The sequence below is a fragment of the Nonomuraea solani genome (assembly GCF_900108335.1).
Taxonomy (GTDB): Bacteria; Actinomycetota; Actinomycetes; order Streptosporangiales; family Streptosporangiaceae; genus Nonomuraea; species Nonomuraea solani.
Map to the genome: position 1 here is coordinate 71,808 of NZ_FNVT01000022.1, position 22,822 is coordinate 94,629.

23 protein-coding genes are annotated in these 22,822 nt (G+C 71.1%); 7 read left to right on the top strand and 16 right to left on the bottom strand.

Annotated features, from left to right (window positions below):
• Positions 1–7: 7 nt before the first annotated feature.
• The 4 genes from C4V41_RS48760 to C4V41_RS48775 all read right to left on the bottom strand — a co-directional run bounded on the left by C4V41_RS48760 (position 8) and on the right by C4V41_RS48775 (position 3,321).
• Positions 8–712, bottom strand: a complete 705-nt coding sequence (locus C4V41_RS48760) for an alpha/beta fold hydrolase (protein WP_103962893.1) — start codon at positions 710–712, stop codon at positions 8–10.
• Positions 709–1,671 (bottom strand): alpha/beta hydrolase, encoded by a 963-nt coding sequence (locus C4V41_RS48765; RefSeq protein WP_103962894.1) that lies wholly within the window; start codon positions 1,669–1,671, stop codon positions 709–711. The genes C4V41_RS48760 and C4V41_RS48765 overlap by 4 nt, the downstream gene beginning before the upstream one ends.
• Before the next feature lie 80 nt (positions 1,672–1,751).
• Positions 1,752–2,507 (bottom strand): helix-turn-helix transcriptional regulator, encoded by a 756-nt coding sequence (locus C4V41_RS48770; RefSeq protein ID WP_103963016.1) that lies wholly within the window; start codon positions 2,505–2,507, stop codon positions 1,752–1,754.
• On the bottom strand, positions 2,500–3,321 hold the full coding sequence (locus C4V41_RS48775; RefSeq protein ID WP_103962895.1) for an AAA family ATPase: 822 nt from the start codon (positions 3,319–3,321) through the stop codon (positions 2,500–2,502). The genes C4V41_RS48770 and C4V41_RS48775 overlap by 8 nt, the downstream gene beginning before the upstream one ends.
• A 177-nt stretch (positions 3,322–3,498) precedes the next feature.
• On the opposite strand from C4V41_RS48775, the gene C4V41_RS48780 reads away from it, so the two are divergent.
• A complete protein-coding gene (locus C4V41_RS48780) occupies positions 3,499–4,137 on the top strand; it encodes a sigma factor (RefSeq protein WP_103963017.1) in 639 nt (212 codons plus the stop codon).
• Here the strand turns inward: C4V41_RS48780 and C4V41_RS48785 are convergent.
• On the bottom strand, positions 4,109–4,846 hold the full coding sequence (locus C4V41_RS48785; RefSeq protein WP_103962896.1) for an SDR family NAD(P)-dependent oxidoreductase: 738 nt from the start codon (positions 4,844–4,846) through the stop codon (positions 4,109–4,111). The genes C4V41_RS48780 and C4V41_RS48785 overlap by 29 nt on opposite strands.
• Positions 4,847–4,930: 84 nt before the next feature.
• Between C4V41_RS48785 and C4V41_RS48790 the strand changes: the two genes are divergently transcribed.
• Positions 4,931–5,362: an SbtR family transcriptional regulator gene (locus C4V41_RS48790; protein ID WP_146104072.1), complete on the top strand. Its 432-nt coding sequence runs from the start codon at positions 4,931–4,933 to the stop codon at positions 5,360–5,362.
• Here C4V41_RS48790 and C4V41_RS48795 read toward each other — a convergent pair.
• From C4V41_RS48795 to C4V41_RS48805, 3 genes are all read right to left on the bottom strand, one after another.
• Positions 5,286–6,020 (bottom strand): SDR family NAD(P)-dependent oxidoreductase, encoded by a 735-nt coding sequence (locus C4V41_RS48795; protein ID WP_103962898.1) that lies wholly within the window; start codon positions 6,018–6,020, stop codon positions 5,286–5,288. The two genes, C4V41_RS48790 and C4V41_RS48795, sit on opposite strands and share 77 nt — an antisense overlap.
• 98 nt (positions 6,021–6,118) lie before the next feature.
• Positions 6,119–8,866, bottom strand: a complete 2,748-nt coding sequence (locus C4V41_RS48800; protein ID WP_103962899.1) for a helix-turn-helix transcriptional regulator — start codon at positions 8,864–8,866, stop codon at positions 6,119–6,121.
• A 52-nt stretch (positions 8,867–8,918) separates the two neighbouring features.
• Positions 8,919–9,164, bottom strand: a complete 246-nt coding sequence (locus tag C4V41_RS48805) for a hypothetical protein (RefSeq protein WP_103962900.1) — start codon at positions 9,162–9,164, stop codon at positions 8,919–8,921.
• An 85-nt stretch (positions 9,165–9,249) separates the two neighbouring features.
• Between C4V41_RS48805 and C4V41_RS62430 the strand changes: the two genes are divergently transcribed.
• Complete coding sequence (locus C4V41_RS62430; RefSeq protein WP_160150657.1) at positions 9,250–9,387, top strand: hypothetical protein; 138 nt, start codon at positions 9,250–9,252, stop codon at positions 9,385–9,387.
• Between the two features lie 357 nt (positions 9,388–9,744).
• Here the strand turns inward: C4V41_RS62430 and C4V41_RS61240 are convergent, their stop codons facing one another.
• On the bottom strand, positions 9,745–10,221 hold the full coding sequence (locus C4V41_RS61240) for a hypothetical protein (RefSeq protein WP_146104073.1): 477 nt from the start codon (positions 10,219–10,221) through the stop codon (positions 9,745–9,747).
• Positions 10,222–10,513: 292 nt separating this feature from the next.
• On the opposite strand from C4V41_RS61240, the gene C4V41_RS48810 reads away from it, so the two are divergent.
• Entirely contained in the window at positions 10,514–11,509 is a 996-nt protein-coding gene (locus C4V41_RS48810; RefSeq protein ID WP_160150658.1) for an ArsR/SmtB family transcription factor, read from the top strand.
• A 148-nt stretch (positions 11,510–11,657) separates the two neighbouring features.
• Here C4V41_RS48810 and C4V41_RS48815 read toward each other — a convergent pair whose 3' ends face one another.
• Positions 11,658–13,529, bottom strand: a complete 1,872-nt coding sequence (locus tag C4V41_RS48815) for an ABC transporter ATP-binding protein (RefSeq protein ID WP_103962902.1) — start codon at positions 13,527–13,529, stop codon at positions 11,658–11,660.
• 426 nt (positions 13,530–13,955) lie between these two features.
• Here C4V41_RS48815 and C4V41_RS48820 point away from each other — a divergent pair, with 426 nt between their 5' ends.
• Entirely contained in the window at positions 13,956–15,008 is a 1,053-nt protein-coding gene (locus C4V41_RS48820; protein ID WP_146104074.1) for a chymotrypsin family serine protease, read from the top strand.
• On the opposite strand, the gene C4V41_RS61245 is transcribed toward C4V41_RS48820, so the two are convergent.
• A complete protein-coding gene (locus C4V41_RS61245) occupies positions 15,001–15,855 on the bottom strand; it encodes a hypothetical protein (RefSeq protein WP_146104075.1) in 855 nt (284 codons plus the stop codon). The genes C4V41_RS48820 and C4V41_RS61245 overlap by 8 nt on opposite strands.
• A 66-nt stretch (positions 15,856–15,921) precedes the next feature.
• Between C4V41_RS61245 and C4V41_RS61250 the strand changes: the two genes are divergently transcribed.
• Complete coding sequence (locus C4V41_RS61250; RefSeq protein WP_200824763.1) at positions 15,922–16,026, top strand: malate:quinone oxidoreductase; 105 nt, start codon at positions 15,922–15,924, stop codon at positions 16,024–16,026.
• 126 nt (positions 16,027–16,152) lie between these two features.
• Here the strand turns inward: C4V41_RS61250 and C4V41_RS48830 are convergent, their stop codons facing one another.
• The 4 genes from C4V41_RS48830 to C4V41_RS48845 all read right to left on the bottom strand — a co-directional run bounded on the left by C4V41_RS48830 (position 16,153) and on the right by C4V41_RS48845 (position 18,443).
• Positions 16,153–16,536: a hypothetical protein gene (locus C4V41_RS48830; protein ID WP_103962905.1), complete on the bottom strand. Its 384-nt coding sequence runs from the start codon at positions 16,534–16,536 to the stop codon at positions 16,153–16,155.
• A 22-nt stretch (positions 16,537–16,558) separates the two neighbouring features.
• Positions 16,559–16,948 (bottom strand): hypothetical protein, encoded by a 390-nt coding sequence (locus C4V41_RS48835; RefSeq protein ID WP_103962906.1) that lies wholly within the window; start codon positions 16,946–16,948, stop codon positions 16,559–16,561.
• Positions 16,949–17,058: 110 nt separating this feature from the next.
• Positions 17,059–17,934, bottom strand: coding sequence for a hypothetical protein (locus C4V41_RS48840; protein ID WP_103962907.1), 876 nt, complete (start codon positions 17,932–17,934; stop codon positions 17,059–17,061).
• Positions 17,931–18,443 carry an RNA polymerase sigma factor gene (locus tag C4V41_RS48845; protein WP_235030859.1) on the bottom strand — a complete coding sequence of 171 codons (513 nt, stop codon included), beginning with the start codon at positions 18,441–18,443 and terminating at the stop codon, positions 17,931–17,933. The genes C4V41_RS48840 and C4V41_RS48845 overlap by 4 nt, the downstream gene beginning before the upstream one ends.
• A 193-nt stretch (positions 18,444–18,636) precedes the next feature.
• Between C4V41_RS48845 and C4V41_RS48850 the strand changes: the two genes are divergently transcribed.
• Positions 18,637–21,429, top strand: coding sequence for an AfsR/SARP family transcriptional regulator (locus C4V41_RS48850; RefSeq protein WP_103962909.1), 2,793 nt, complete (start codon positions 18,637–18,639; stop codon positions 21,427–21,429).
• On the opposite strand, the gene C4V41_RS48855 is transcribed toward C4V41_RS48850, so the two are convergent.
• A complete protein-coding gene (locus C4V41_RS48855; RefSeq protein ID WP_200824764.1) occupies positions 21,418–22,818 on the bottom strand; it encodes a pyridoxal phosphate-dependent decarboxylase family protein in 1,401 nt (466 codons plus the stop codon). The two genes, C4V41_RS48850 and C4V41_RS48855, sit on opposite strands and share 12 nt — an antisense overlap.
• Between the last annotated feature and the right edge of the window lie 4 nt (positions 22,819–22,822).

Genomic DNA, 22,822 nt, shown 5'->3' on the forward strand with positions numbered 1-22,822 from the left:
TTCTCCTTTATGCCGAGGCGGCGTCGAGGATGGTGGCGGTCACGGCGTCGGGCTGCGAGGCGGCGATCGCGTGGGAGGCCCCGGCGACCTCGCGGGTGCCGCGGGAGCCGGCGCGTTCGGCCATGAAGCGCAGCGCCTCGGCCGGGATGTTGAGGTCACGCTCACCGTGGACGAACCAGGACGGAGTGGTACGCCAGGCGGGCTCCTCCCCCGTCAGCGCGCCGGTCAGGGCGCGCTCGGTCACCGGCCGCTGCGTCGCCGCCATCAGCGCGGCCTCCCCGGCGTCGAGGTCGGCGCAGAACTGGTGGTGGAACTTGTCCGCGGCGATCCGGAACTCGTTGCCGCCGGAGGCCACCGGGTACGCCTCCAGCGCCGCCCCCAGCGTGCTGCCCTCGAACTTGCCGGACAGCAGGAACGCGTTCTCGCCGGGTTCCGGGGCGAAGGCGGCGACGTAGACGAGGGCGCGGACGGCCGGGCCGGCGGCCTGCGTGATCACCATGCCACCGTAGGAGTGGCCGACCAGGACGACCGGGCGCCCGATGCCGGCGATCACGTCGCGCACGTACGCGGCGTCGCCCTCGACGCTCCGCAGCGGGTTGGCCACGGCGACGGCGGTGAGCCCGTCGCCGTGCAGGCGCTGGACGACCCGGTTCCAGCTCGCCGACTCGGCGAAGGCGCCGTGGACCAGGACGATGACGGGCCGCTCGCTCATGCGCCGGCCTTTCCGGTGTTCAGGGCGGCGCCGAGCACCGCGATGGCCTGGGCGGTGGCGGCGCGCGCGGCCTGGGTGCCGCTGACCGGGTTGAGCATCATGAAGTCGTGCAGGGTGCCGTTGTAGCGGACGCTGGTCGTCGGCACGCCGGCCTCGGTGAGCCGGCGGGCGTAGGCCTCGCCCTCGTCACGCAGCACGTCGTTCTCGTCGACGATGACGAACGCGGGCGGCAGCCCGGCCAGCTCTTCCAGGCTCGCGCGGAGCGGGGAGGCGGTGATCTGCGCGCGTTCGGCCGGGTCGGTGGTGTAGGCGTCCCAGAACCAGGCCATCGCCTTGGCCGTCAGGTACGGGCCGGTGGCGAACTCGCGGTAGCTGGCGGTGTCCTGGGCGGCGTCGGTGACCGGGTAGTACAGCGACTGGTGCACGAAGGTCACGTCGCCGCGCCGCTTGGCCAGAAGGGTCAGTGCGGCGGCCATGTTGCCGCCGACCGAGTCACCGGCGACCGCGAGCCGGGAGGCGTCGAGCCCCTCGTCGGCACCGCTGCGGGTGATCCACTGGGCGGTGGCGTACGCCTGCTCGATCGCGACCGGGTAGCGGGCCTCGGGCGAGCGGGCGTACTCGACGAAGACCACGGCCGCGCCCGCGCCCACGGCCAGCTCGCGGACCAGCCGGTCGTGGGTGCCCGCGTTGCCCAGCACCCAGCCGCCGCCGTGGACGTACAGGACGACCGGGAGCGGGCCGGACGACGCGGCGGGCCTGACGATCCGTACGCGCACGTCGCCGGCCCCGGCGGGCACGGTGATCCACTTCTCGGCCACGTCGGGCTTGTCGACCGGCGCGGCCTGGAGGTCGTCGAGCACCTTGCGGGCGCCGTCGACGCCCAGCTCGTACAGGAACGGGGGCTTGGAGGTCGCCGCGGCGAGCTCCCGCGCCGCCGGCTCCAGGACGTTATCGTTCATTGCGAAAGGCTCCGTTTCCTTGACTCGCCCGCTAAGACCGGGCAGCCCGCCGATCTGTGACAGCGGGGCCGAAAGGAAACTCAGGCCGTGCTTCTGAGCAGTGTGGTGCTGATCTGCTTACGGGAGGCGATGCCGAGCTTCGCGAACACCTTGCGCAGATGCCATTCGACGGTGTGCGGGCTGATGAAGAGCTGCGCGCCGATCTCGGGGTTCGTCAGCCCGTCACCGGCCAGGCGCGCGATCTGCGCCTCCTGGGCGGTGAGGGTGGCGCGCGCCTCGGCGGTGCGCCTGCGTACCGTCTCGCCGGTGGCCTGCAGCTCGCGACGGGCGCGCTCCGCGAACGCCTCGGCGCCCATCCGGCTGAGCATCTCGTAGGCGATGCCCAGGTGCTCGCGCGCGTCGACGCGGCGGTTCTCGCGGCGCAGCCACTCGCCATAGAGGAGGCGGCTCCGGGCGAGCGTCATCCGGACCTCGGTACGGCCGAGCCGGTCGATCGCCTCACGGTAGAGCGTCTCCGCGACCGGTCCTTCGCTCACCTGGGCACGCGCGCCCGCCGACGTTCCGAGGGCCCAGTCGGTGCCGCTGACCTGGGCCAGCTCGTCGAGTTCGCGGGCGGCCCCGGCGGCGCGGGCCGGCCTTCCGCTGCGGACCGCGGCCTCGACGAGCTCGACCAGGGACCTGATGAACGGCCCTCCGAGCTCCTGCGGGTGCTCGGCGCCGCGCTCGGCCGCGGTGTACGCCTCCTCGTAACGACCGAGGCCGTTGCAGAGCACCGCGCTCGCCCATTGGGTGGCGGTCACCGCCTTGCCCTCCCGCCGCAGGGCCGGGTCACGCATGATCGTCTCGATCACCCTGGCGGGTCGCGGCCTCCCTGCCCTTCCAGGGTTCGAGTACGAGGGCCGCGTACTGGGCGAAGAACCGGCTGCCCGTCACCTCGCCGATCGTCACCGCCTCGGCGAGCAGCGCGTCGGCGCCCGCGAGTTCGCCGGCGAGGGCCCGGTTCGACACGCGCAGGTGCAGAGCCGACGGCAGCAGCTCGTCGAGCCGTCCGGGGGTCACGGAGTCCAGCAGGGCGCGGGCGTCGCTGTCGCTCAGCCGTCCCACGCCGAGCTGCCGCAGCCCCGTCAGCTCGGGTTCGAGGTGGGGATCGCGCACCGCGAGCACGAGCCCGATCGGTTCGGCGAGCAGGCGCCGGGCGACGAAGGCGAGGGTCTGCGCGGAGACGTGATCAAGCCACTGGGCGTCGTCGACGAGGCAGACCAGCGGCTCCTTCTCGGCCACGTCGGCGAGCAGGCTGAGCACCGCGAGCCCGACCAGGAAACGGTCGGGCGGAGTGCCCGTGCTCAGGCCGAACGCCGTTCCGAGCGCGTCGCGCTGCGGCTCCGGCAGGCGGGCGAGATGATCGAGAAACGGGGCGCAGAGCTGGTGCAGGCCGCCGAAGGCCAGCTCCATCTCGGACTCGACGCCCGCCGCCCTGGCCACCCGGCAGCCGGACGCGGCGCCCCGGGTGTATTCCAGCAGCGCCGTCTTGCCGATGCCGGCCTCGCCGCGCAGGACCAGGACCGAGCTGTGGCCGACCTGTACGGTCGTCACGAGCCGGTCCAGCGTGTCGCACTCGATCTGCCGCCCTCGAAGCGGTGAACCCGCCATGTACGCCCCCGTCGCTCCATCTTAGATCGTTTCGTGCCTCGCCCCCGGGGTCCCCGTGGCCCGGGCCAGGGTATCGACCAGGGTCTCCCCAGGGCGCGATCCGAGGGCCACGGAAACGACCGTGATCACATCGGCATCGCCGGATGCCGGGGTGCGAACGGAGCCGAGATCGTGACCATGAACCTGCTGGAGCCGCACAGAGGCCACGAGGAGCAGGTGTTCGTCAGCACCGCGCCCCGGCTCTTCGCGATCGGCCTGCGCGTCCTGCACGACGTGGGCGAGGCCGAGGACGTGGTGCAGGAGACGTGGCTGCGGTGGGCGCGTACGGATCGCTCGGTCGTCGTCAGCCCGCCCGCGTTCCTCGCGCTGACCACCACCAGGCTCGCCATCAACGTCGTCCAGTCCGCTCGCCGGCGTCACGAGACCGCCGCCGGCCCCTGGCTGCCCGACACGACGGACCGCTCGGTCAGCCCCGAGACGGCGGCCGAACGGCGTGAGGCGGTCGGCACCGCGATCCGGCTGCTGCTGGAGCGGGTGACCCCCGCCGAACGGGCGGCCTACCTCCTGCGCATCGGCTTCGACTACCCCTACCGGCGGATCTCCGAGCTTCTCCACCTGGGCGAGGACCACGCGCGGCAGCTCGTGCGGCGGGCCCGTGACCACCTCGCCACCGGGCGGCGCCACCCGGTGAGCGCCGCCGCGCACCGGCGGCTCGTACGGACCTTCCTCGCCGCCGCGCGGACCGGCGACCTCGCGGAGCTGGAGGACCTGCTGGCCACCGACGTCGCTACCGGGTTTGGTCGGTCGGCCGGATGAGGATCTCGTTGACGGCGACGTGCTCCGGCTGGGTGACCGCGTACACGACGGCGCCGGCGATGTCCTCGGGCCGCAGGGTGCGCATGGCGGCGGCCATGTCGCGCGCGGCGGCCCGCATGGCGGGGTCGGTGATGTGGTCGGTGAGTTCGGTGGCGACGAAGCCGGGCTCGACGAGCACGACCCGCACGCCCTGGGCGGTGACCTCCTGCCGCAGCGCCTCGGCGAAGGCGGTGATGCCGAACTTCGTCGCGGCGTAGGCGCCGTTGCCGGCCGACGCGATCCGGCCGGAGGTCGAGGAGACCTGGACGACGGCGCCCTTGCTCTCCAACAGGTGCGGCAGCGCGGCGTGGATCATGTACATGGAGCCGAGCAGGTTGGTGCCGACCATGCGCGTCCACTCGGTGAGGTCCGCGCCCGCGATCGGGCCGGCGAGCATCAGCCCGGCGTTGTTGACCAGGATGTCCAGGGCGCCGAAGTGCTCGACGGTCTTCGCGACCGCGGCTCGCACCGATTCCTGGTCGGTCACGTCGAGGTCGAGGGCCAGCGCGGCGCCGGGTGCCTTGTGGACGAGGGCCTCCAGCCGGTCGGCGCGGCGGGCACCGGCCGCGATCCGGGCTCCTTCCGCCGAGAGGGCCAGCGCGGTGGCCTCGCCGATGCCCGACGACGCTCCGGTGATGAGGACGACCTTTCCGTCCAGCGTGCTGCTCATGTTCTTCTCTCTTCACGAAACGGACCGCTCGGTCACCGGCACTTCGCCTCCAAGGAGGAGCTGCTGGCGGCGATCATGCTCGGCATGCTCGACGAGCTCATGGGCACCGCCACCGCGCTGCTCACGGCCGACGATCCCGGTGTGGCGCTGCGCCGGTTCATGACGGCCGGCGTGGAGATCTTCTGCAGGGATCGGGCGTTCTGCGAGGTCGTCGGACGCCCGTCCGTGCAGCACCCGCAGGTACGCGACGCGATCGACCGCCTGTGCGACGTCGTCGAGACGCTCACCGCCCGCGCCCGCGAGCAGGGCGCCGTCCGGCCTGAGCTCACCGGCACCGATGTCGTCCTCCTGATGAGCGGCATCCAGCACACGGCGGCGCCGCTGCTGGCCGCCGAACCGCAGGCGTGGCGGCGCTACCTGGAGCTGGTCTTCGACGGCCTCACCACGCGTTCCGGGCGGGTGCTCCCGTACCCACCGCCGGGCCGGGTGCCCCTGACCGAACCAGCATCTCGCTGACGGCGACGCGCCGCTTTCGCGTGACGATGTAGCCGATCGCGTCCGCGACGTCCTCCGGCCACGGCTCCTCGGTGTCGCCGGGCTCCACCGCGCTGACCCGAACGCGTTCGCCGGCCAGTTCCTGGCGGAGCGACTCGGTGAACGCGGCCAGGCCGGACCTGGTCAGGCCGTACACGCTGCTTCCCGGGCGGGCGACGCGCCCGGCCGTCGAGCCGACGTTCACCAGGTCCGCCACCTGCCGCGGGGAGGTCGACGCCGCGTAGATCAGGTGCGGGACGGCGGCGTGCGTGACGTGCAGCAGCGCCGCCACGTTGAGCGAGATCATCCGGTCCCACTCCTCGACCGTGGTGTGCAGGGCCGAGTTGAGCAGCATGATCCCGGCGCCGTTGACCAGGATGTCCAGGCGGCCGAACCGATCCAGCGTGTCCTGCACCAGGTCGTCGGCGCGTCCGGGCTCGGTGATGTCGGCCGCCAGCGCGACCGCCTCTCCGCCCGCCTTCGCGATCTCGCTCGCGACCTGGTCCAGACGGTCGCGGCGGCGGGCGGCCAGGGCCACCGCCGCGCCCTCGCGGGCGAGAAGGCGCGCGGTCGCGGCGCCGATCCCGCCGCCGGCACCGGTGACGAGCGCGACGGTTCCGTCCAGGGGCCGGTCGTACATGGCTGCCTCATTCCTCGGGTCCCTCGAGTCGCGGACACGACGAGGGTGGCGCGGGCGCCTGCCGGGTCGCACCAGGGTGTCCCACTGGTCGGGCCGAGCTACGTACTGGTCACCGGTATCAGGGCGTCGCCGAGCTGCCTGCGGGAGCTGATCCCGAGCTTGGTGAAGATCTTGCGCAGGTGCCACTCGACCGTGCGCGGGCTGAGGAAGAGACGCGCCCCGACCTCCGGGTTGGACAGGCCGTCCCGTACGAGCAGGGCGATCTGTCGCTCCTGCGCCGTCAGCTCGTCGCTCGTCGAGGTTCCGTTCCTGCGCTTGCGCACGGTCTCGCCCGTGGCGAGCAGCTCGCGGCGGGCCCGCTCGGCGAACGCCTCCATCCCGATCGACACGAACATCTCGTACGCGGTCCGCAGGTGGATCCGCGCCTCGGCCCGCCGGCGGTCCCGGCGCAGCCACTCGCCGTACAGCAGGTGAGCGCGCGCCAGCTCGGGGCGCAGAATCGTCCGGCCCAGCCGCTCGATCGCCTCGCGGTAGAGGCCGTCCGCGGCGTCGTCGTCGCTGACCAGCGCGCGGCAGCGGGCCAGGATCCCCTGCGCCCAGTCCGTGTCGCACGGTTCCGCCGCGTCCGCCAGCCCTTCGAGCGCCCCGCGGGCGGCCGTGTCGTCGCCGGTGCGCGCCGCCGCCTCGACCAGCTCGGGCAGCGCCCACTGGGAGACGATCACGTTGGCGCTCCGGGTGGTGGCCTGGGCCGCCGGCAGCGCGAGACCGTAGCGGGCCAGGCCGTTGTAGAGGACCGCGGCCGCCCATTGAGCGGACGCGACGCCGTTCAACTGGCCGCTGGCACCGGCCTCTTCGATCGTGGCGGCGATCAGCGCCTCGGCCTCGGCCTCCCTGCCCCGCATGGCCGTCAGCAGGAGCTCGGTGTGCCGCGTCATGGGCACGCCCGTCGCGTCGGCGACGGCATCGGCCTGGGCGACGAGCGCGGCCGCGGCGGCGAAGTCGCCGCTCAACGAGATCGGGATCCCCAGCGAATGGAGATAAAGGGGCAGCTCGGACAGGGCGCCGGCCGTGCGCACCGCCTCGACCGCCCTGGCGGGCGTGTCGGGCATGATCCGGTCCTCCCAGAGAAGCGCGCTCACACCGCACGCGGCCCAGCCCCATTTCAGGAGATCCTGTACGGGATGGTCCGTCAGCGCCTCCTTCGCCCTGCGCAACGTGGGCAGGGCGGCGCTCCGGCCGTCGGTGATGAGCAGCGCATAGCCCTCCAGCACGAGGTCGAGGGCCCGCGGGCCGCCTTCGGGGGCGGGAAGTTCCCTCATCGCCCGCGAGATGGCCATGAGGCTGTCCCGGTTTCCGGCGCCGAACGACGCGGAGGCCCAGGCGATGAAGTACGTCTCCCGCGCCAGGTCCATGTCGAAGGGTTCCAGCCGCTGCGCGGCGGTCAGCAGCATCAGCGGCGCCTCGTTGTTGAAGCCGGTGGCGAACGTGATGTGACCGCGTACGAGGTGGGCTCGCACGCGCTGGAACTCGTCCTGGGCGTTCCGCTCCGCGATGCCGGCGAACCGGCGCGCGGCCTCGATGTCGCCCGCCCGGAGGCCGGCGTCGGCGGCGGTCAAAGCACGTTCGGCGCGCCGCGAGGGGTCGATGGTCAGGGCCACGGATCGTTGCAGGAACGCCGCCGCGGCGGCCAGCCCGCCGCGTGCCTGGGCGCGGCCGGCGACGCGTTCCAGTTCGGCGGCGACGCTCTCATCGGGCGCGGCGGTGGCGGACGCGAGGTGCCAGGCGCGGCGGTCTGGGTCGGCCCGCGCGTCGGTGACCTCGGCCAATGCGAGGTGGACCGCCCGGCGATCCTCCTCCTTCGCCGACCCGTACACGGCCGACCGCACGAGCGGATGACGGAAGATCACCCGTACGTCGAACTCCAGCAGCCCGTCCGTCCCGCTCGCCAGGACGGTCGCCGGGGTGACGCCGAGCCGTTCGGCGGCCCGCCACACCAGCGAGGGGTCGCCGACCGGCTCGGCGGCGGCGATCAGCAGGAGCAGCCGGGTCTGCTCGGGCAACCCGTCGATCCGGGCCAGGAAGCTCCGCTCGATCCGGCTCGGCAGCGTGTCGGCGTCCAGGTGGCCGGAACCGCCCGCCACCTGGGTCACGGCCAGCTCACGCGGGAGCTCCAGCAGGGCCAGCGGGTTGCCCCTGGTCTCGGCCACGAACCGGTCGCGGATGTCCTGATCGATGCGTACGTGCGTCACCGAGTCCAGCAGCGCGTGCGCGTCCGCGGCCTTCAGCCCGGTGACCTCCAGCTCCGGCAGTCCGAGCAGGTCCTGACCCCACTCGCGGGAGCCGAAGACGAGGGCGACCGACTCCGCCAGCAGCCGCCGGGCGACGAACCCGAGGACCTGCGCCGAGGCCCGGTCCATCCACTGCGCGTCGTCGACCACGCAGAGCAGCGGGCCTCCTTCCGAGGCGTCCGACAGCAGGCTCAGGACGGCCAGGCCGACCAGGAAGCGTTCTGGCGAGGCGCCTCCGCGCATCCCGAACACCGTCTGGAGCGCGTCGCGCTGCGGCACGGGCAGGTTCTCCAGGCGGTCGAGCAGGGGCGCGCACAACTGATGCAGGGTGGCGAAGGCCAGCTCCATCTCGGACTCGACACCGGCCGCGCGCAACACCCGCATGCCGGTCGCCGTGCTCTCCGTGTACTCCAGCAGCGCCGACTTTCCGACTCCCGGCGCGCCGTGCACCACGAGCACGCGGCTCTCTCCCATGCGGACGGCCACGATGAGCTGATCGAGAAGAGCACACTCCCGCCCCCGCCCGAGCAGCTTGGTGCCCCGCTTACGTCGATCCACGGCCCCCCGCCCGTTTGCCCCCTTATGAATACCCCCAAGACAGGTGAAACCGCTAGCGGAGGCGTCCCTTCCCCCGGTGCGCGCGCACCGCCACCACCGCGGCGACACCGGCGAGCACCGCACCGGCCCTCACCACGGGCCAGGCCGCCTGTCCCAGACGGAGGAACAACCGGCCGCCGGCGACCGGGCCGGGTGCCGTGCCCAGGCCCACCATGAACGGGAAGCCGCCGATGTAGCACCCTTCGAGGCGCCCGCCCACGACCGCCGAGTTCTGGCCGCCCGCCGTCTCCGTGGACACCGGCTCCAGCCCGATCGCGAAGGCCCGGCCTCCTCGGGGCGCAGGGCCTCATCGAGCGGACAGTCGCCGAGCAGTTCGTTGCCCGGTGGCTCTTCCGGCCGCCGAGCAGGTCGCCGTTCTGGCGGCTCTTCCGACCGCCGAGGCGGTCGCGATCCTGCTGACGACCGAGCTGGTCGCGCGTGACCGCTTTGTGCGAGCCGCCTGGCGGCGCTGCTCATCCTGAGCGCCCGGCACCTCCCCGGGCGGCCGGGAGACGGTTCCGGACAGGATGCGCCAGGTGAGGGGCGCCCGGCTCGCCAAGCGGCCGGGATCCAAAGCTCATGCCCGCTCGTCAAGCGGCCGCAGCCCAGAGCACGGCCCCGCTCACCAAGCGGCCGCAGCCCAGGGCGCATCCGCGCTCGCCGGGCGGCGGCCGGGTCCTGGGGCGTCCTTCGCGGGAGGCGCATCGCGGACTCCGGGACGCCGGCGCGGTCTCCGTGGACTGCCGGCGTGGCCATCCGTCTCCCGGTTCCCGCAGGGTGCGGTTTCATCCCGCACAACCTCCATCGCCCGAGGGAAACAGGGGCTTGGGCCGACCTCCCTAGCAGGTCCTGCCATTGCGCGGATCGTACGTCATGTTGCAGATCCACACGGCGGCGGCAACGGCACCGCCGTCGACTTCCAGGCCGTACCAATGGCGATACTGCAGGCCGTAGACCATTTCTCTCTCGCTGTTGCACGCGGGCGTGCCACCTGGCCAGTCCGGAGGGAAAGGCCAGGGAAGCGACACGCCGCCGCCGCTGCCATCGCCGCCCGCTCTTACGAAGAAGGTGTCGACTATCTCACCGGTGGAGTAATCACGAAGGCGTGCCTCGACCGCTCCTCCCCCACATACGTAGAACCGGGCGATGACCCACAGCTCAGAATTGTGCGGGATTATCGCCCCCGTTTCGCAGTAACCGTAGGAAACCTTGCAGCCTTTGATGTCGTAGTCCGCCCACGCCGGCTGAGTTCCGAGGACCAGCACAGAAAGTGCGCTTGCGACGATCGCAAGCGCAGCCCGTAGTCGTCCGCGCATGTGCCACTCTCCTTCTCGCGCATTCCCACGGATTTACCGTCTCCTGGTGCCTGTGAGCGCGCCAGGGCGTTTCGATCGGGCTCGAAACGCCCTGTTCAGGGGGCGAAGACGCGGGGCCTGACGACGGTTGGCCTTCGTGATGGTGTCCGTTCGGTGATAGGAGCACACCGCATGCGCGTCACAAGGCTTCCCGCCCGGTGCGTAGAGAACGGCGGGGCGGCGTTGTCTTCCTGACTGAGACGGCGCGGCGGGAGCGCCGGATATGCGGGCAACGGGGAGACGGGGCGGGCGGATGCGCATTCATTTCACGCGCGCTGACCTGGCGTGCACTCATGTGGCGAACGGGCCGGACGTGATGTGGGAGGTCGTCGGCAGCCTGCAGGCCCTGCCGAACACGTACGGAAAGAACACGTTCGGGCCGTGGCGGCGGCAGGTGCGCCACGACCTGCATCGCGCGGGTCTGGCCCGGCCCGTGCGCGACCGGCTCTTACCGGTCGCGCCCCACGCCGCCTACTACCCCGACCTGCTCACTCCCCCAGAGGGCGCGCTCGGGCTGGAAGAAGCCCTGAACGCCATTCTGAGCACGTCCCGGCGCCGATTACGCGAGGAGATCGGCCGGCTCGGCGACGGGCCCGGCCACGGCGCCTGGCTGGACGACCTCCGTACCGGCAGAGCGGGCGCGCTGGCCGAACTCGGCGACGTCATGCGCGCCTACCATCGGCTCTCGGTCGAGCCGTACTGGCCGACGATCCGCGCCTGCGTCGACAGCGACATCGCCCGGCGCCGCCACGCCCTGCGTGAGGGCGGCATGCACGGCCTGCTCGACAGCTTCCGCCCGAGCATGCGCTGGCGCTTCCCGGTGCTGGAGATCCCTCTCCATCCCTCCGGCCGGGACATTCATCTGAACGGGCGCGGCCTGCTGCTGATCCCCTCCTACTTCAACCGGCTCCATCCGCTCACCATCTTCGACGCCGAACTCCCGCAGGCCGTCGTCTACCCGGTGGAGCACCACCCCGAGCCGGTCCCCACGCGGCACGACACCGCCTTGGCCCGGCTGCTCGGCGACACCCGGGCCGCGGTGCTGCGAGCCGTGGCCGACGGCGGCACGACCGGCGAGCTGGCCCAGCGTGTCGGGGTGTCACCGCCCACCATCAGCCACCACACCGCCGTACTACGCGACGCGGGCCTGATCGCCAGCCGACGCACCGCCACCACAATGCTGCACACCCTGAGCCCATTGGGCGAGGCCCTGCTCGCAGGCCGCCTGCCGACGAGGTCACGGATGTGACGACCGTTGCACGGTGACGAAATCGCGCATCAAGGAGAGCCGAATGGCCGGATGGCCGCACCTCGCCACCGGGCTCACCACCTGATGGGCGCCAGTGCGAACATGAAAGCGCCATGTCGCACTGGCCTGCGCGACGATGCCGGTAGTCCTACTGGTAGGCCGTTGCCTGGAGGGTGTACAGCTCGTGGTAGAGGCCGCCCTCGGCCATCAGTGCTTCATGAGTCCCCTGCTCCACGATCTTTCCGTGATCCAGGACATAGATGCGGTCGGCGTAGCGGACGCTGGCCAGGCGGTGGGTGATCAGCAGCACCGTGCGGCCGTCGGCATGGCTGCGCAGACCCTCGAACGCGGCATGTTCGGCGCGGGCGTCCAGCGCGGCGGTGGGTTCGTCGCAGATGAGCAGGTCCGCGTCGCGGTGGAAGCCGCGGGCGACGGCGATGCGCTGCCATTGGCCGCCGGACAGCTCATGGCCGTCCTTGAAGCGGCGGTCGAGCAGGGTGCGGTAGCCGTGGGGCAGGTCGGCGATGACGTCGTCGGCACCGGCGATGGCGGCCGCGGCGTGCAGGGCGGGTTCGCCCTTGTCGGTGCCCATCGTGATGTTGTAGCGGGCGGTGAGCGGCCAGCGGGTGTGGTCTTGGGCGATGACGGCGGTGCGGAGCCGGACCGCGTCGGGGTGAACGTCCGCCAGGTCGACGTCGTCCCAGAGGACCACGCCGCTGTCGGGCTGGTAGAGGCCGGACAGGATCTTGGCGAGGGTGGTCTTGCCGGAGCCGTTCTCGCCGACGAACGCGATCACTTCGCCGCGGTCGATCTTCAACGACACCCCGGACAGGGCCGGGGTGTCGGAGCCGGGGTAGGAGAACGTGACCCCGTCGACGGCGATGCGCTCGAAGCCGGCCAGGGCCGTGGTGGCGGAACCGGCGCTCGGCGGGCGGTGCCGCTCGGTGCAGAGGTCGAGGAATCCGGTGAAGTCGGTGAAATAGAGGCCCTCCTCGTAGAGGCGGTTGGTCGCGTACATGAGGTTGGCCAGTGAGGTTTGGGCCGATTTGATGGCCAGGACGGCAGTGCCGGCGACGGCGAGCGGGATCGCGGCCACGGCCAGCAGCAGGCCGAGGGCGATGTAGACGAGCGCCGCGCCGAGGCCGCCGATGGCCTCGCCGATCAGCCGCGTGATCGTCTGCCGCCTGGCGAGCCCGAGCCGGACGTCCTGCTCGGCGGCGGCTACCGCGTCGTACATGCGCAGCAGGAAACCCCGCATGGTGAACGCGCGGACCTCGGCGGCGGCGCCTCGTTCCGCGAGCAGTTTGCCGATGATCCACTTGCGGCGGCGGGCCGGGATGAGCGCGTATTCGGTGGTGTAGCGCATGCGGGCGCCGCGGATGGCGGCCCACGAATCGGGCAGCACGGCGAGCAGGAGGAGTGGCAGCAGGGCGGGATGCAGCATGCTCAGCACACCGGCCACGGCGACGAGCCCGATGCCGGCGGTGAGCACGTCGATCGCGGCGGTGACCACGGTCGAGGCGACGTACATGCCGCGCGCGGTGGCGCGCTCGAGGGCGTCGTGGAAATCCGGATCGTCGAAGGCCACGAGCGCGACCTCGCTGGTGAGACTGTAGAGCTGCTCCTCGGTCAGGCGGGAGATCTGGGGGTTGAGGCGGGCCTGGGCCCATCCCGCGCCCGCCTGCAACGTGGCGCGCATCGCGGCGGCCGCGGCGACCAGGGCGAGGCTGGGCAGCGCGGCCATGACCCGGCCGAGGGTCGGCCCGGCGGTGAAGAGCGCGGTGAGCACGCCCGTCGTGGCGAGCAGTCCGAAGGCGGTGAAGACGCCACCGAGCAGGTTGAGGATGACCGCGCACAGGATGTCGCGGGGGTTGGCCCGCCAGGCCACCTTCATGGCCTGGCGCACGAGGGAGGGCAGGCGTCCGGCGATCGTGCGGAAGCGGACTTCGGCCATCTTGTCGGCGTGGCCGTACCAATCGGAGATCGTGATCTCGCCCATGTCCAGGGCCTGTTCTGCCATGACCGAGAGTATGGACTTCGTCACCGACAGTTTTGACTTGGAGTGGGTACGGCCGGACAGGCCCCGTTGTGCACAGATGGTCCATGTTTTCGGTTCGTGGCCATATTTGTCCGATGCCGCCCGTTTGGAATCTCTATTCGATGTTTCGGAAGGCTGAATTCGGTACGGGCCGCGACAGCACATGCCAAGCGACAAGACAAGAGTTGACGAGCTTATTTCCTCGTGCGCATGATCTGTGTTGATGATCCGGCAATTGCCCCACCACCAACGGAGGTCTGAAACGTGAAGCGATTATCGGCAATCATCCTCGCCGGCTCCCTGACTTTCGGTTTCGGCCCGGCGGCGTCCGCCGATGACGAAAAGCCGGGAGTCCAGAAGGAATCCACTCCGTTCAGCTATATCGCCCCGGCCGACCGCGAAAAACTGATGGCCCAAATACCCCTCCAGCAGGCCGCCGGCAAGATCCGCTGGGCCGTCGAACGCGCCAAGGCCCCCGGGTTCGCGGGGATCGCGTTCCGGGACGGCCAGGTCGTCCTCTGGTGGAAGGGCTCGCCGCCCGCCGACGTGCAAACGGCCGTCGTCTCCGCGCAGGAGAAGGCGCCCGTTCAGACCAGGAGCGCACCGCACTCGCTCGCCGAGCTCCAAGCCGCTTCGGCCGCCATGGTCGCCCGCATGCGGGCCAACCCCACCTCGCCGTTCCACACCGTGACGATTCCGGTCGACGGCAGCGGCCTGGTGATGCAGACGGAGTCGGACCAGGCGGGCGCGGCCTCCATTCTTCAGGACGTCGCCGTCCCCGTACGAGTCGAGAAGCACGAGCGGATCACCCCGGCCGGCCGGCTCAACGACAGCTCGCCCTTCTACGGCGGCATGCGGCTCAACAACAACGACAACGGCGCCTTCTGCACCGCCGGCTTCGGCGTCGTGGCAGGCGGCGCCGAATACCTTCTCACGGCCGGCCACTGCGGAAGGATCAACGGAAGTCACAACAACGGGAACGACAGCATCTTCGTCGGCACCGCGACGCATGAACATGTCGCGCACGACCTCCTGCTGATCTCGACCAACGCCGGCAGCCGGATCTGGGACGGCGGAGTTCCCGGCGGCCTCAACACCGGCGGCGAATTCACCAAGGGCGTCGCCGGCTGGGACTGGGCCTACTCCGGCGAGTTCGTCTGCCATTCCGGCTCGCGCAGCGGGGCCGTGTGCAGCATCCAGAATTCCGGCAACTTCACCGCCACCACGTGCGGCAACGACGTATACGGCAACTACGAGTGCTACAGCGACCTCATCTACTCCGAGCGGACCAACGGATCGCCCGCCTGCCAGGGCGGCGACAGCGGCGGCCCGGTGTTCACCCTGTCCGGGACGGCCAACGTCGTCGCCAAGGGAACGGTCACGGGCTGTGGCGGCAATGCCATGACCTACCAGGACTTCGGTACCGCCTGGCGCGACTTCGGCATAACGACGATCACCTGATGATCGACGGCGGCCGCGTGACGGGTATGACGCCACCCTGCGCGTCGACCAGGACGCGGCCGCCGAGCGCGCTCTTCAGCACGAAGCCGTAATCGGCCATTCGCCCGAACGCGAGCCTGACGCAGTCTTCGGCGGGGGCGCCGACGGCCCGTACGCCGACGGCGACCGCCTGCTCCGATTCGATGACCCGCGTCTCGTACCTGACCGGCTGCTGGCCTGGGCAGGGGTCGGGCGGGCCGGGCAGGCTCACCGTCAGGGATCGGCCATCCGGCGCCAGCCGGGCGTCCGCCGCCACAGCGGTCGCTCTCACTTCGCCCGGTTTCCAGAGCGCCGCCGGGTCGATCGCCGGCCAGGCCACCGGAGCCTCTGCTCCCCGCACGTAGAACAGCCACGCCGGGAGTTTCACGGCGCCCATGTCGGTGCCGAACGAAGCCGAACCCAGCTCACCCCGGACGACCTCCACCGTGTCCGGGGCCGGCCTGGCCATCGCCGTGAACGCTTTTTCGGCTGATATCAGTGACATTTCGGCCGGGCCGTCTGGAAGTTCCACCCGGACTTTTCCTGAAGGCGTTTCAACAGGACCGAATTTACGGACGAACGCCCGGTTCCGCGTCATGGTTTTGAGCTCGTCCGGCATGCGTTCCGACGGGGCGGCCATCGGAAGGTCACCGATGATCAGCAATGGCCGCGGGGCCCGATCGGCCGGAAAGGCCGCCCAGTCATCCAGGGTCTTCGGGGGAATGTCGGCCGGCACACGTTTCTCACTCGCTGTGTCCGAGGCATTTCCGCATGCCACCACGAGAACAAGCACGAGCGCTAATGTTGTCCTTCTCCGGACGTTACGCACACTGCCAAAGATAGTCATCGAGGGCAGCGCCGTACAGAACTCCAATAGCGGTAAGGAAACATGGAAGTGAGCACCTACGACGTCGTGCTGGTCGGCGGCGGGATCATGAGCGCCACCCTCGGTGCGCTGCTCCGGCGGGCGAGCTCCAACGCGGCATCGCAGCGCCAGTGACGCGGCCGAGGACGAACGCCACAGGATCCGGGACACGATCGGCGCCGGAGACCTTCCGGGCACCACACCTCGACGCTCATGAAAAGCGGCCGCGCGGGCGATGCCGCGCGGCCATTTCGTGGAACTTCAGGAAACGGTCAGATAGAACGCGGTGTCGGCCGGCACCCTGGAGGCGACCCTGCTGTAGACGGCGATGATGTCATCGCGGCCCCAGCCACACGGTGCTCCCCCGACCTCCACGGACAGCGTACGCGCGGCGTTGTACAGGCCGACCGGCGTGGCGTGCACCGCCACCGCGCCGTCGAGATTGACGTGCTCGTCGACGGCGACGCAGTACGTGCCCTTCGACACGTGCCACACATCGCTGATGTGCTTGCTCCGTGAGACGGACCCGTCCATCTCCACCTTGGCCGACGCCTGGGCGTACGGCGTGTCCGCGCGGGCGGCGGACGGAACCAGGACGGCGGCCGCGGCGAGTGCTCCGGCCGCGATGCGCTTGTAGTTCTTCATGTCGGTGTCCCTTTGGTCCCGTTCAGGAGATGGCCAGGTCGAAGCCGCCGTCGGCGAGCCGCCCGTGGGTCGTGTCGTAGACGTGAACGGCGACGGTGTTGTCCCGCTTACAGGTCGCCGACTTGTTCCGGTAGGCGATGTGCGGCAGCCGCCGGGCGTTCCGTGGCGTGATCTGGATCAGCGCCTTTGCCACGTCCACGTCGTAGGCGACCCGGACGCAGTATTTGCCCGTGCCGGCCCGCCAGGAGTCGATGACGTTCTTGCCGTTGTTCAGCTTCCCGTCCGCGTCGACGATGGCCCCGGCTCTGGCGTACGGAGCCCAGAGATCGGCGTGTGCGGCGGGGCCGGCGGCGACGAGAATGCCACCGGTGGCGACCAGCGCCAGGGCGCCCGCAAGGGTGCTACGGAACATAGACGTTCCTTTCGATGACGTACAGATACGATCCGTAGCTGAAAATAGGCAGCGTGTGAGGGCCGCGTCGCGAACCGCGCCGCAGCCCTACGCTCAAGGAATATTGGTGCTCAGTTGGTGAGATCGTCGTACCACTGAGGGTTGGGGACCTTCAGCGGCTCGGGCGCGGCGCCGGGGCCGGGTTCGACGTAGAGCTCGACGGCGTCGGAGCTGTACGGGCGGGTGCCGTTGACGGTCCAGCCGTTCTTGACCTGGTCCGCGGTGGCGGGATGATCGCGGTAGCCGTCCTCGCCCTGCTTCCACAGCAGGCGGTAGGTGACCTTCAGCCCGCGCCGGAGCGCCTCGGCGCGCACCACGGCGACCTTCTTGCCGTGCGTCTTGTAGCCCTTCAGCGACTCCTCCCCCATGGGGTCGTAGGGACGGTCGTTGGCGTACGGTTCGCCCGGCTCGGCAGGGCGGCCGACGCCGAAGACGACCCGGCCGGGGAAGTCGGACGGCATCCAGACCTTGCCGCAGAAGGCCGACGCGCACGGCCGCACATCCTGGACACCGATGCTGCCGTGCCACCTGAAGCCCTCCGGGACGACCGGGCCGATCAGGTCACCCACCTCGTCCGGCGCCACCGGGATGACCTTCACCCGGACGTTCAGCCCGACCGCGCGGAACGCCTCCTCGAAGCGCCGGTGGTCGGCCGCGGGGTCGGTGATGGTGACGCTGAAATGGTCGTCGCCCTTCTTGATGGAGACGGCCGCGTTGGCGTATTCGGTGGCCGGGCCGGTGGACGGCAGGCCGACGCCGATCGCGACGGCCACGGCCAGGGCGGTCGCCGCCGACAGCAGCAGTGCCGGCCGCGTGGTGAGGAACCGGCGGCGCGCCGGAGTGGTGGTGGCCATGATCGCCGCCCGCAGCTCGCGCGCGCCGGGCCCCTGAACCGGCGCGTGCGGGGCAGGGTCGATGGCCTTGACCAGGTGATCGATGTTCTTCACGCTTCCCCCATCACGATCGTCGAGGACGGCCGGCGGCGCAGTGTGGCCGCCAGTCGTTTCCGCGCCCGGTGCAGGCGGGTCCTGGCGGCGATGGCCGTACAGCCCAGGACCTTGGCGATCTGCTCGCTGCTCAGCTCCTCCCAGCACGCCAGCGCCAGGACCTCCCGGTCCCGCTCGCCCAGCTCGTCGAAGGCGGCACGGACGTACTCCAGATCGGCCGGCGTGCCCGGCCGGTCGGCGGCCAGCTCGTCGCGGAGCCGGTCGGCGAGGCCGGCCCGGCGCGAGGCGCCGCGCTTCTGGTTGGCCAGGACGCGGCGGGCCACACCATAGAGCCACAGCAGCGCCCGCTCCCCCTCGGGCACCTCGCCGATCCGCCGCCAGGCGGTGAGGAACGTCTCGGAGATGACGTCGGCGGTGTCGTCGGGCGAGCCGGTACGGCGGGCGGCGTACTGGTGTATCGCCGAGTAGTACGCGTCATAGACCGCTTCGAAGCGATCCCGGTCTGTCACGGATTCTCCTTGCCGAAGGTGGCGGACACCCTGGTTTGTGTCCGGCATCCTGCGGGGCGTTGCAAATCTCCGGATCCTGGTTCGATGCGAGCGATGTGAGCGATCTTCCTGTCTTTCCCCTCTCGACCCGTGAAGACCTGTAGGTAACAATCGGCCCAGATACCACAAGCGTCATAAGCAAGGAGTAAGGGCCTTGGTTGATGCGACTTTCAAGGTCTTGGGCCCGGTGCAGGTACGCTGGCCCGATGGCCGGCAGGTCCAGTTGGGCGGCAAGCTGTGCGCCGTGCTCGCCACCCTCCTGGTCAACGTCAACACCGTGGTCTCCAGGGAACGCATGGTCGCGACGCTCTGGGAGGAGCCTCCCGCGTCGGCGATCGCGAACCTGCACACGTACGTCTCGCAGTTGCGCAGGGCGCTGCCCCCGGAGACGCGGCTGTCCACCAAAGACACGGGCTACCTGCTCGAAGCGGCCGTCGAAGAGGTCGATCTGCTGCGGTTCGAGCAGGCGGTACGGCTCGCGCACGCCGCGGCCGAGCAGGGCGACCTCCAGGCCGTCGCCCGCCAGTACGAGAGCGCCCTGTCGATGTGGCGGGGACGCCCCGCCGAGGGCACCACGCTCGCCGGCCCCATGCTCGCCCGCGTGACCGAGCTGGAAGAGCGGCTGGCCGCGGCGCGCCTGGACTGGGCCGAAGCGAAGATCGCGCTCGGCCTGCCCGCGAACGCCATCGAGGACCTGCGGCTGTTCGTCGCCGAGCAGCCGCTGCGCGAGCGCGCCTGGCACCTGATCATGCTCGCGCACTCGCAGGCGGGCCAGCGCGACAAGGCGCTGGAGGCATTCCGGCAGGCCCGCTCGGTGCTCATCGACGAACTGGGCCTCGAACCGGGTGAGGAGCTCCAGCAGCTCCAGGCCGGCATCCTGGCCGGCACCATGGTGGTGAACGGGTCCGCGCCGCGGGCGGGGGTCTACCGGCTCCCGTCGGACGTCAAGCATTTCAGCGGCCGGGAGGCCGAGCTGGCCGCCCTGGACGCGTTCGTCCTCACTGAAGACGAGGAGCCGCCGTACACCGCCACGACCTGCGTGATCAGCGGCACGGGCGGAGTCGGGAAGACCGCGCTCGCCGTGCACTGGGCCCACCGGGTGCGGGAGCATTTTCCCGATGGTCAGCTTTACGTGGATCTGCAGGGGTTCAGCCCGGGCGCCACGCAGATGCCGTCCGCCCAGGCCGTCCGGATCCTTCTGGGGTTCCTGCAGCCGCCGCACCACGGCATACCGTCCACCTTCGAGGAGCAGGTCGGGCTCTATCGCAACCTGCTGGCCGGCAAGCGGGTGCTCGTCATCCTGGACAACGCCCGCGAGACCGACCAGGTGCGCCCGCTGTTGTCGCCGTCGCCGGGCAGCCTCACGCTGGTGACCGGCCGTACCGTGCTCACCGGCCTGATCGCGACCGAGGGCGCTCATCTGCTGCGGCTGAGCCCGCTCTCCCACGCCGAGGCCGGCCGGCTGCTGAAACGCCGCCTGGGCCAGGACCGGGTGTCGGCGGAACGCGAGGCGGCCGACGACATCATCAGGACGTGCGCCGGGCTGCCGCTGGCCCTGGGCATCGTCGCCGCGCGCGCCATCATCGACGCCGGGCTGCCCCTGACCGCGCTGGCCGAGGAGCTCCAGGCGGAGAGCACCCGGCTGGACGCGTTACAGACCGACGAGCTGAGCACCGACTTACGCGAGGTCTTCGGCTCCTCCTACGGCGTGCTGCCCGCCGCGGCGGCCGGGGCCTTCGCCCAGCTTGGTCTGGCGCCGGGCCCGGACATCAGCCTGACGGCCGCCGCCAGCCTCATCGGCCGCTCGGTGGTGCAGGCCCGTTCGCTGCTGCGCACGCTGGAGACCGCCCATCTGCTGCACCAGCACGTTCCTGGGCGGTATCGGATGCACGATCTCGTCCGGCTTTATGCCATCGAACGCGCCGCCCGCGATCTGAGCGAGGACGAACGCGCGGCGGCCGTACGCCGGCTGGTGGACTTCTACCTGCACACCTCGTACGTCGCCGACCTCCTGCTCTCCCCCCGCCGCCGTGGCATGTTCGAGCTGGCCCCGGCCGCGCCCGGCTGCCTGCCGCGCAACCTGGCGGACGCGGCGACGGCGCAGGAATGGTTCAGGGCCGAGCATCCCTGCCTGCTGGCCGCCCAGCGCCTGGCCGCCGAGCACGGGCTGCACCTCGCCGTGTGGCAACTGGCCTGGACGCTGGACACCTTCCATCTCGGTCACAACCTGCTCCAGACCTCCGTTTCGACCTGGCGGATGGCCTCGACCGTCGAGCACCCGGAGGATTCGGCGGCCCACGCCCTGATCCACCAGATGCTCGGCCGCGCCTGCGCCCGCGCGGGGCACCACGAGGAGTCCTTGCCGCATCTGGCCGAGGCTCTGTCCCTGTACGAGCGGTCCGGCGACATTCCCGGCCAGGCGTACGTACGCCACACGCTCGCCCTGGCCTGGGAGCAGCAGGGCGAGCACGAGCAGGCGCTGGTCCACCTGGAGCACGCGCTGCGCCTGTACCGGAAGGTCGGCGACACCACGGAGGAGGCCAACGCGCTCAACTCCCTGGGCTGGAACCACGCGCTGCTGGCCGACTTCGCCGATGCCCAGAGGCACTGCGAGCAGGCGCTGGTCCTGAACCGCCGCCACGGCGACCGTCTCGGCGAGGCGGCGACGCTCGACAGCCTCGGCTACATCGCCCACAACACCGGCCACCACGCGCAAGCCCTCGACTACTACCACCACGCCCTCGACCTGCGCCGCGCCTCCGGTTATGCCAGCAAGGAGGCCGAGACCCTGTCGCGGCTGGGCGACACCTACCACGCGCTCGGCCGGCACACCGAGGCCGCCCAATCCTGGAACCACGCCCTGATCATCTACCGGGCTCAGGCTCACACCACGAAGACGCGGCACGTACAGGCCAAGCTCGACGCCCTGCGCACGTTATCGATCTGAGTTCCGGATCGCCTCGATGGCCTCTTCGACGCGGTCCAGGTGCGTGCGGTGGCTGACGACGCACAGGCGGAGCATGTACGTGCCGCCGATCATGGTGCTGGACAGCAGCACCCGGCCACCGGCGTTGACCCGCCGCAGGAGCCGGGCGTTGCAGGCGTCGGCGTCGCCGTCGCCGGGCACCCGGCGGAACGCCACGGTCGTCAGCGAAGGCTCCCAGGGGACCTCGAACCCGGCGTCCACCAGCGCCGAGTGCGCCACCCTGGCCAGGTCGAGCTTCTCGTCGAGCGCCTCGCGGAAGGCCGCCAGCCCGTGCAGCTTGATGGGCAGCCACAGCCGCAGGCCACGGAAGTCCCGCGTCAGTTCCGGGGAGTACTCGGTGAAGTTGGGGATGTCGTCCTCGGCGCCCAGGTCCTGCAGGTAGTGGGCGTCGAGGTGGTGCGCCTGGCGCAGCCGCGGCCCGTCGCGGACGAGCAGGGCGCCGGTGCCGTACGGCAGGAACATCGCCTTGTGCGGATCGAGGGTGATCGAGTCGGCGCGCTCGATGCCGCGCAGCAGGGCCCGGCCGCGCTCGGTGAGCTGGAACGGGCCGCCGTAGGCCGCGTCGACGTGGAACCAGAGCCCTTCCGCGCGGGCGACGTCCGCCAGGGCGTCCAGCGGATCGACGGCGCCGGTGTTCGTCGTGCCGGCGCTGCCGATGACCAGGAACGGCCGCCGTCCCGCCGCGCGGTCGTCGGCCACCATGCGGGCCAGCGCCTTCGGGTCCATGGTGAGGCTGCCGAGCGTCGGCACCGTGCGCACATGGGCGCGCGGGAAGCCGGCGAGCCGGGCGGCCTTGGCCGAGGAGGCGTGGGTCTGGTCGGTGACGTACAGGGTGCCGTCGAGGAAGTCCTCGTCGAGCAGCGCGGTACGCGCGGTGACGACGGCCGAGAAGTTGGCCATCGAGCCGCCGGAGGTGAGGATGCCGCGCGCCGCCGGCGGATAACCGAACAGGTCGCACAACCAGCGGATCGCGGTCGCCTCGATCTGGGCGCAGGCGGGCGCCAGATTCCACACCGACACGTACTTGTTGAGCGCCGCCGCCAGGAGGTCGGCCAGCGCGGACACGTACAGGCCGCCGCCGGGGACATAGGCGAGATAGCCCGGCCCCGCGCTGGTCGCCCCGCCGGCGGCCGCCGCGGCCACCGTCTCCAGCAGCCCGTCCCAGTCGGTGCCGTGCTCGGGGGCCGGCTCGCGCAGCCGGGCGGCCAGGTCGGTGGCGCCGCCGAGGTCGAAGGCGGGCAGGTGGGGCAGATCCCGGATGTACGCCTCGACCAGGGACAGTGCCGCCATGCCCATCTCGCGCATGTGAGCCTGGTCAGGTTCAAGGGCATAGCGCGGCATTTCGGACATGCTG

Excerpts from the sequence above, each read along its gene's own strand:
- C4V41_RS48790 (WP_146104072.1), top strand. The coding sequence starts at position 4,931 with ATGCTCGACGAGCTCATGGGCACCGCCACCGCGCTGCTCACGGCCGAC.
- C4V41_RS48810 (WP_160150658.1), top strand. The coding sequence starts at position 10,514 with ATGCGCATTCATTTCACGCGCGCTGACCTGGCGTGCACTCATGTGGCG.
- C4V41_RS48815 (WP_103962902.1), bottom strand. The coding sequence starts at position 13,529 with ATGGCAGAACAGGCCCTGGACATGGGCGAGATCACGATCTCCGATTGG.
- C4V41_RS48760 (WP_103962893.1), bottom strand. The coding sequence starts at position 712 with ATGAGCGAGCGGCCCGTCATCGTCCTGGTCCACGGCGCCTTCGCCGAG.
- C4V41_RS61240 (WP_146104073.1), bottom strand. The coding sequence starts at position 10,221 with ATGCGCGGACGACTACGGGCTGCGCTTGCGATCGTCGCAAGCGCACTT.
- C4V41_RS48855 (WP_200824764.1), bottom strand. The coding sequence starts at position 22,818 with ATGTCCGAAATGCCGCGCTATGCCCTTGAACCTGACCAGGCTCACATG.
- C4V41_RS48765 (WP_103962894.1), bottom strand. The coding sequence starts at position 1,671 with ATGAACGATAACGTCCTGGAGCCGGCGGCGCGGGAGCTCGCCGCGGCG.
- C4V41_RS48775 (WP_103962895.1), bottom strand. The coding sequence starts at position 3,321 with ATGGCGGGTTCACCGCTTCGAGGGCGGCAGATCGAGTGCGACACGCTG.
- C4V41_RS48785 (WP_103962896.1), bottom strand. The coding sequence starts at position 4,846 with ATGAGCAGCACGCTGGACGGAAAGGTCGTCCTCATCACCGGAGCGTCG.
- C4V41_RS48795 (WP_103962898.1), bottom strand. The coding sequence starts at position 6,020 with ATGTACGACCGGCCCCTGGACGGAACCGTCGCGCTCGTCACCGGTGCC.
- C4V41_RS48830 (WP_103962905.1), bottom strand. The coding sequence starts at position 16,536 with ATGAAGAACTACAAGCGCATCGCGGCCGGAGCACTCGCCGCGGCCGCC.
- C4V41_RS48780 (WP_103963017.1), top strand. The coding sequence starts at position 3,499 with ATGAACCTGCTGGAGCCGCACAGAGGCCACGAGGAGCAGGTGTTCGTC.
- C4V41_RS48835 (WP_103962906.1), bottom strand. The coding sequence starts at position 16,948 with ATGTTCCGTAGCACCCTTGCGGGCGCCCTGGCGCTGGTCGCCACCGGT.
- C4V41_RS48820 (WP_146104074.1), top strand. The coding sequence starts at position 13,956 with ATGGCCCAAATACCCCTCCAGCAGGCCGCCGGCAAGATCCGCTGGGCC.
- C4V41_RS48770 (WP_103963016.1), bottom strand. The coding sequence starts at position 2,507 with ATGCGTGACCCGGCCCTGCGGCGGGAGGGCAAGGCGGTGACCGCCACC.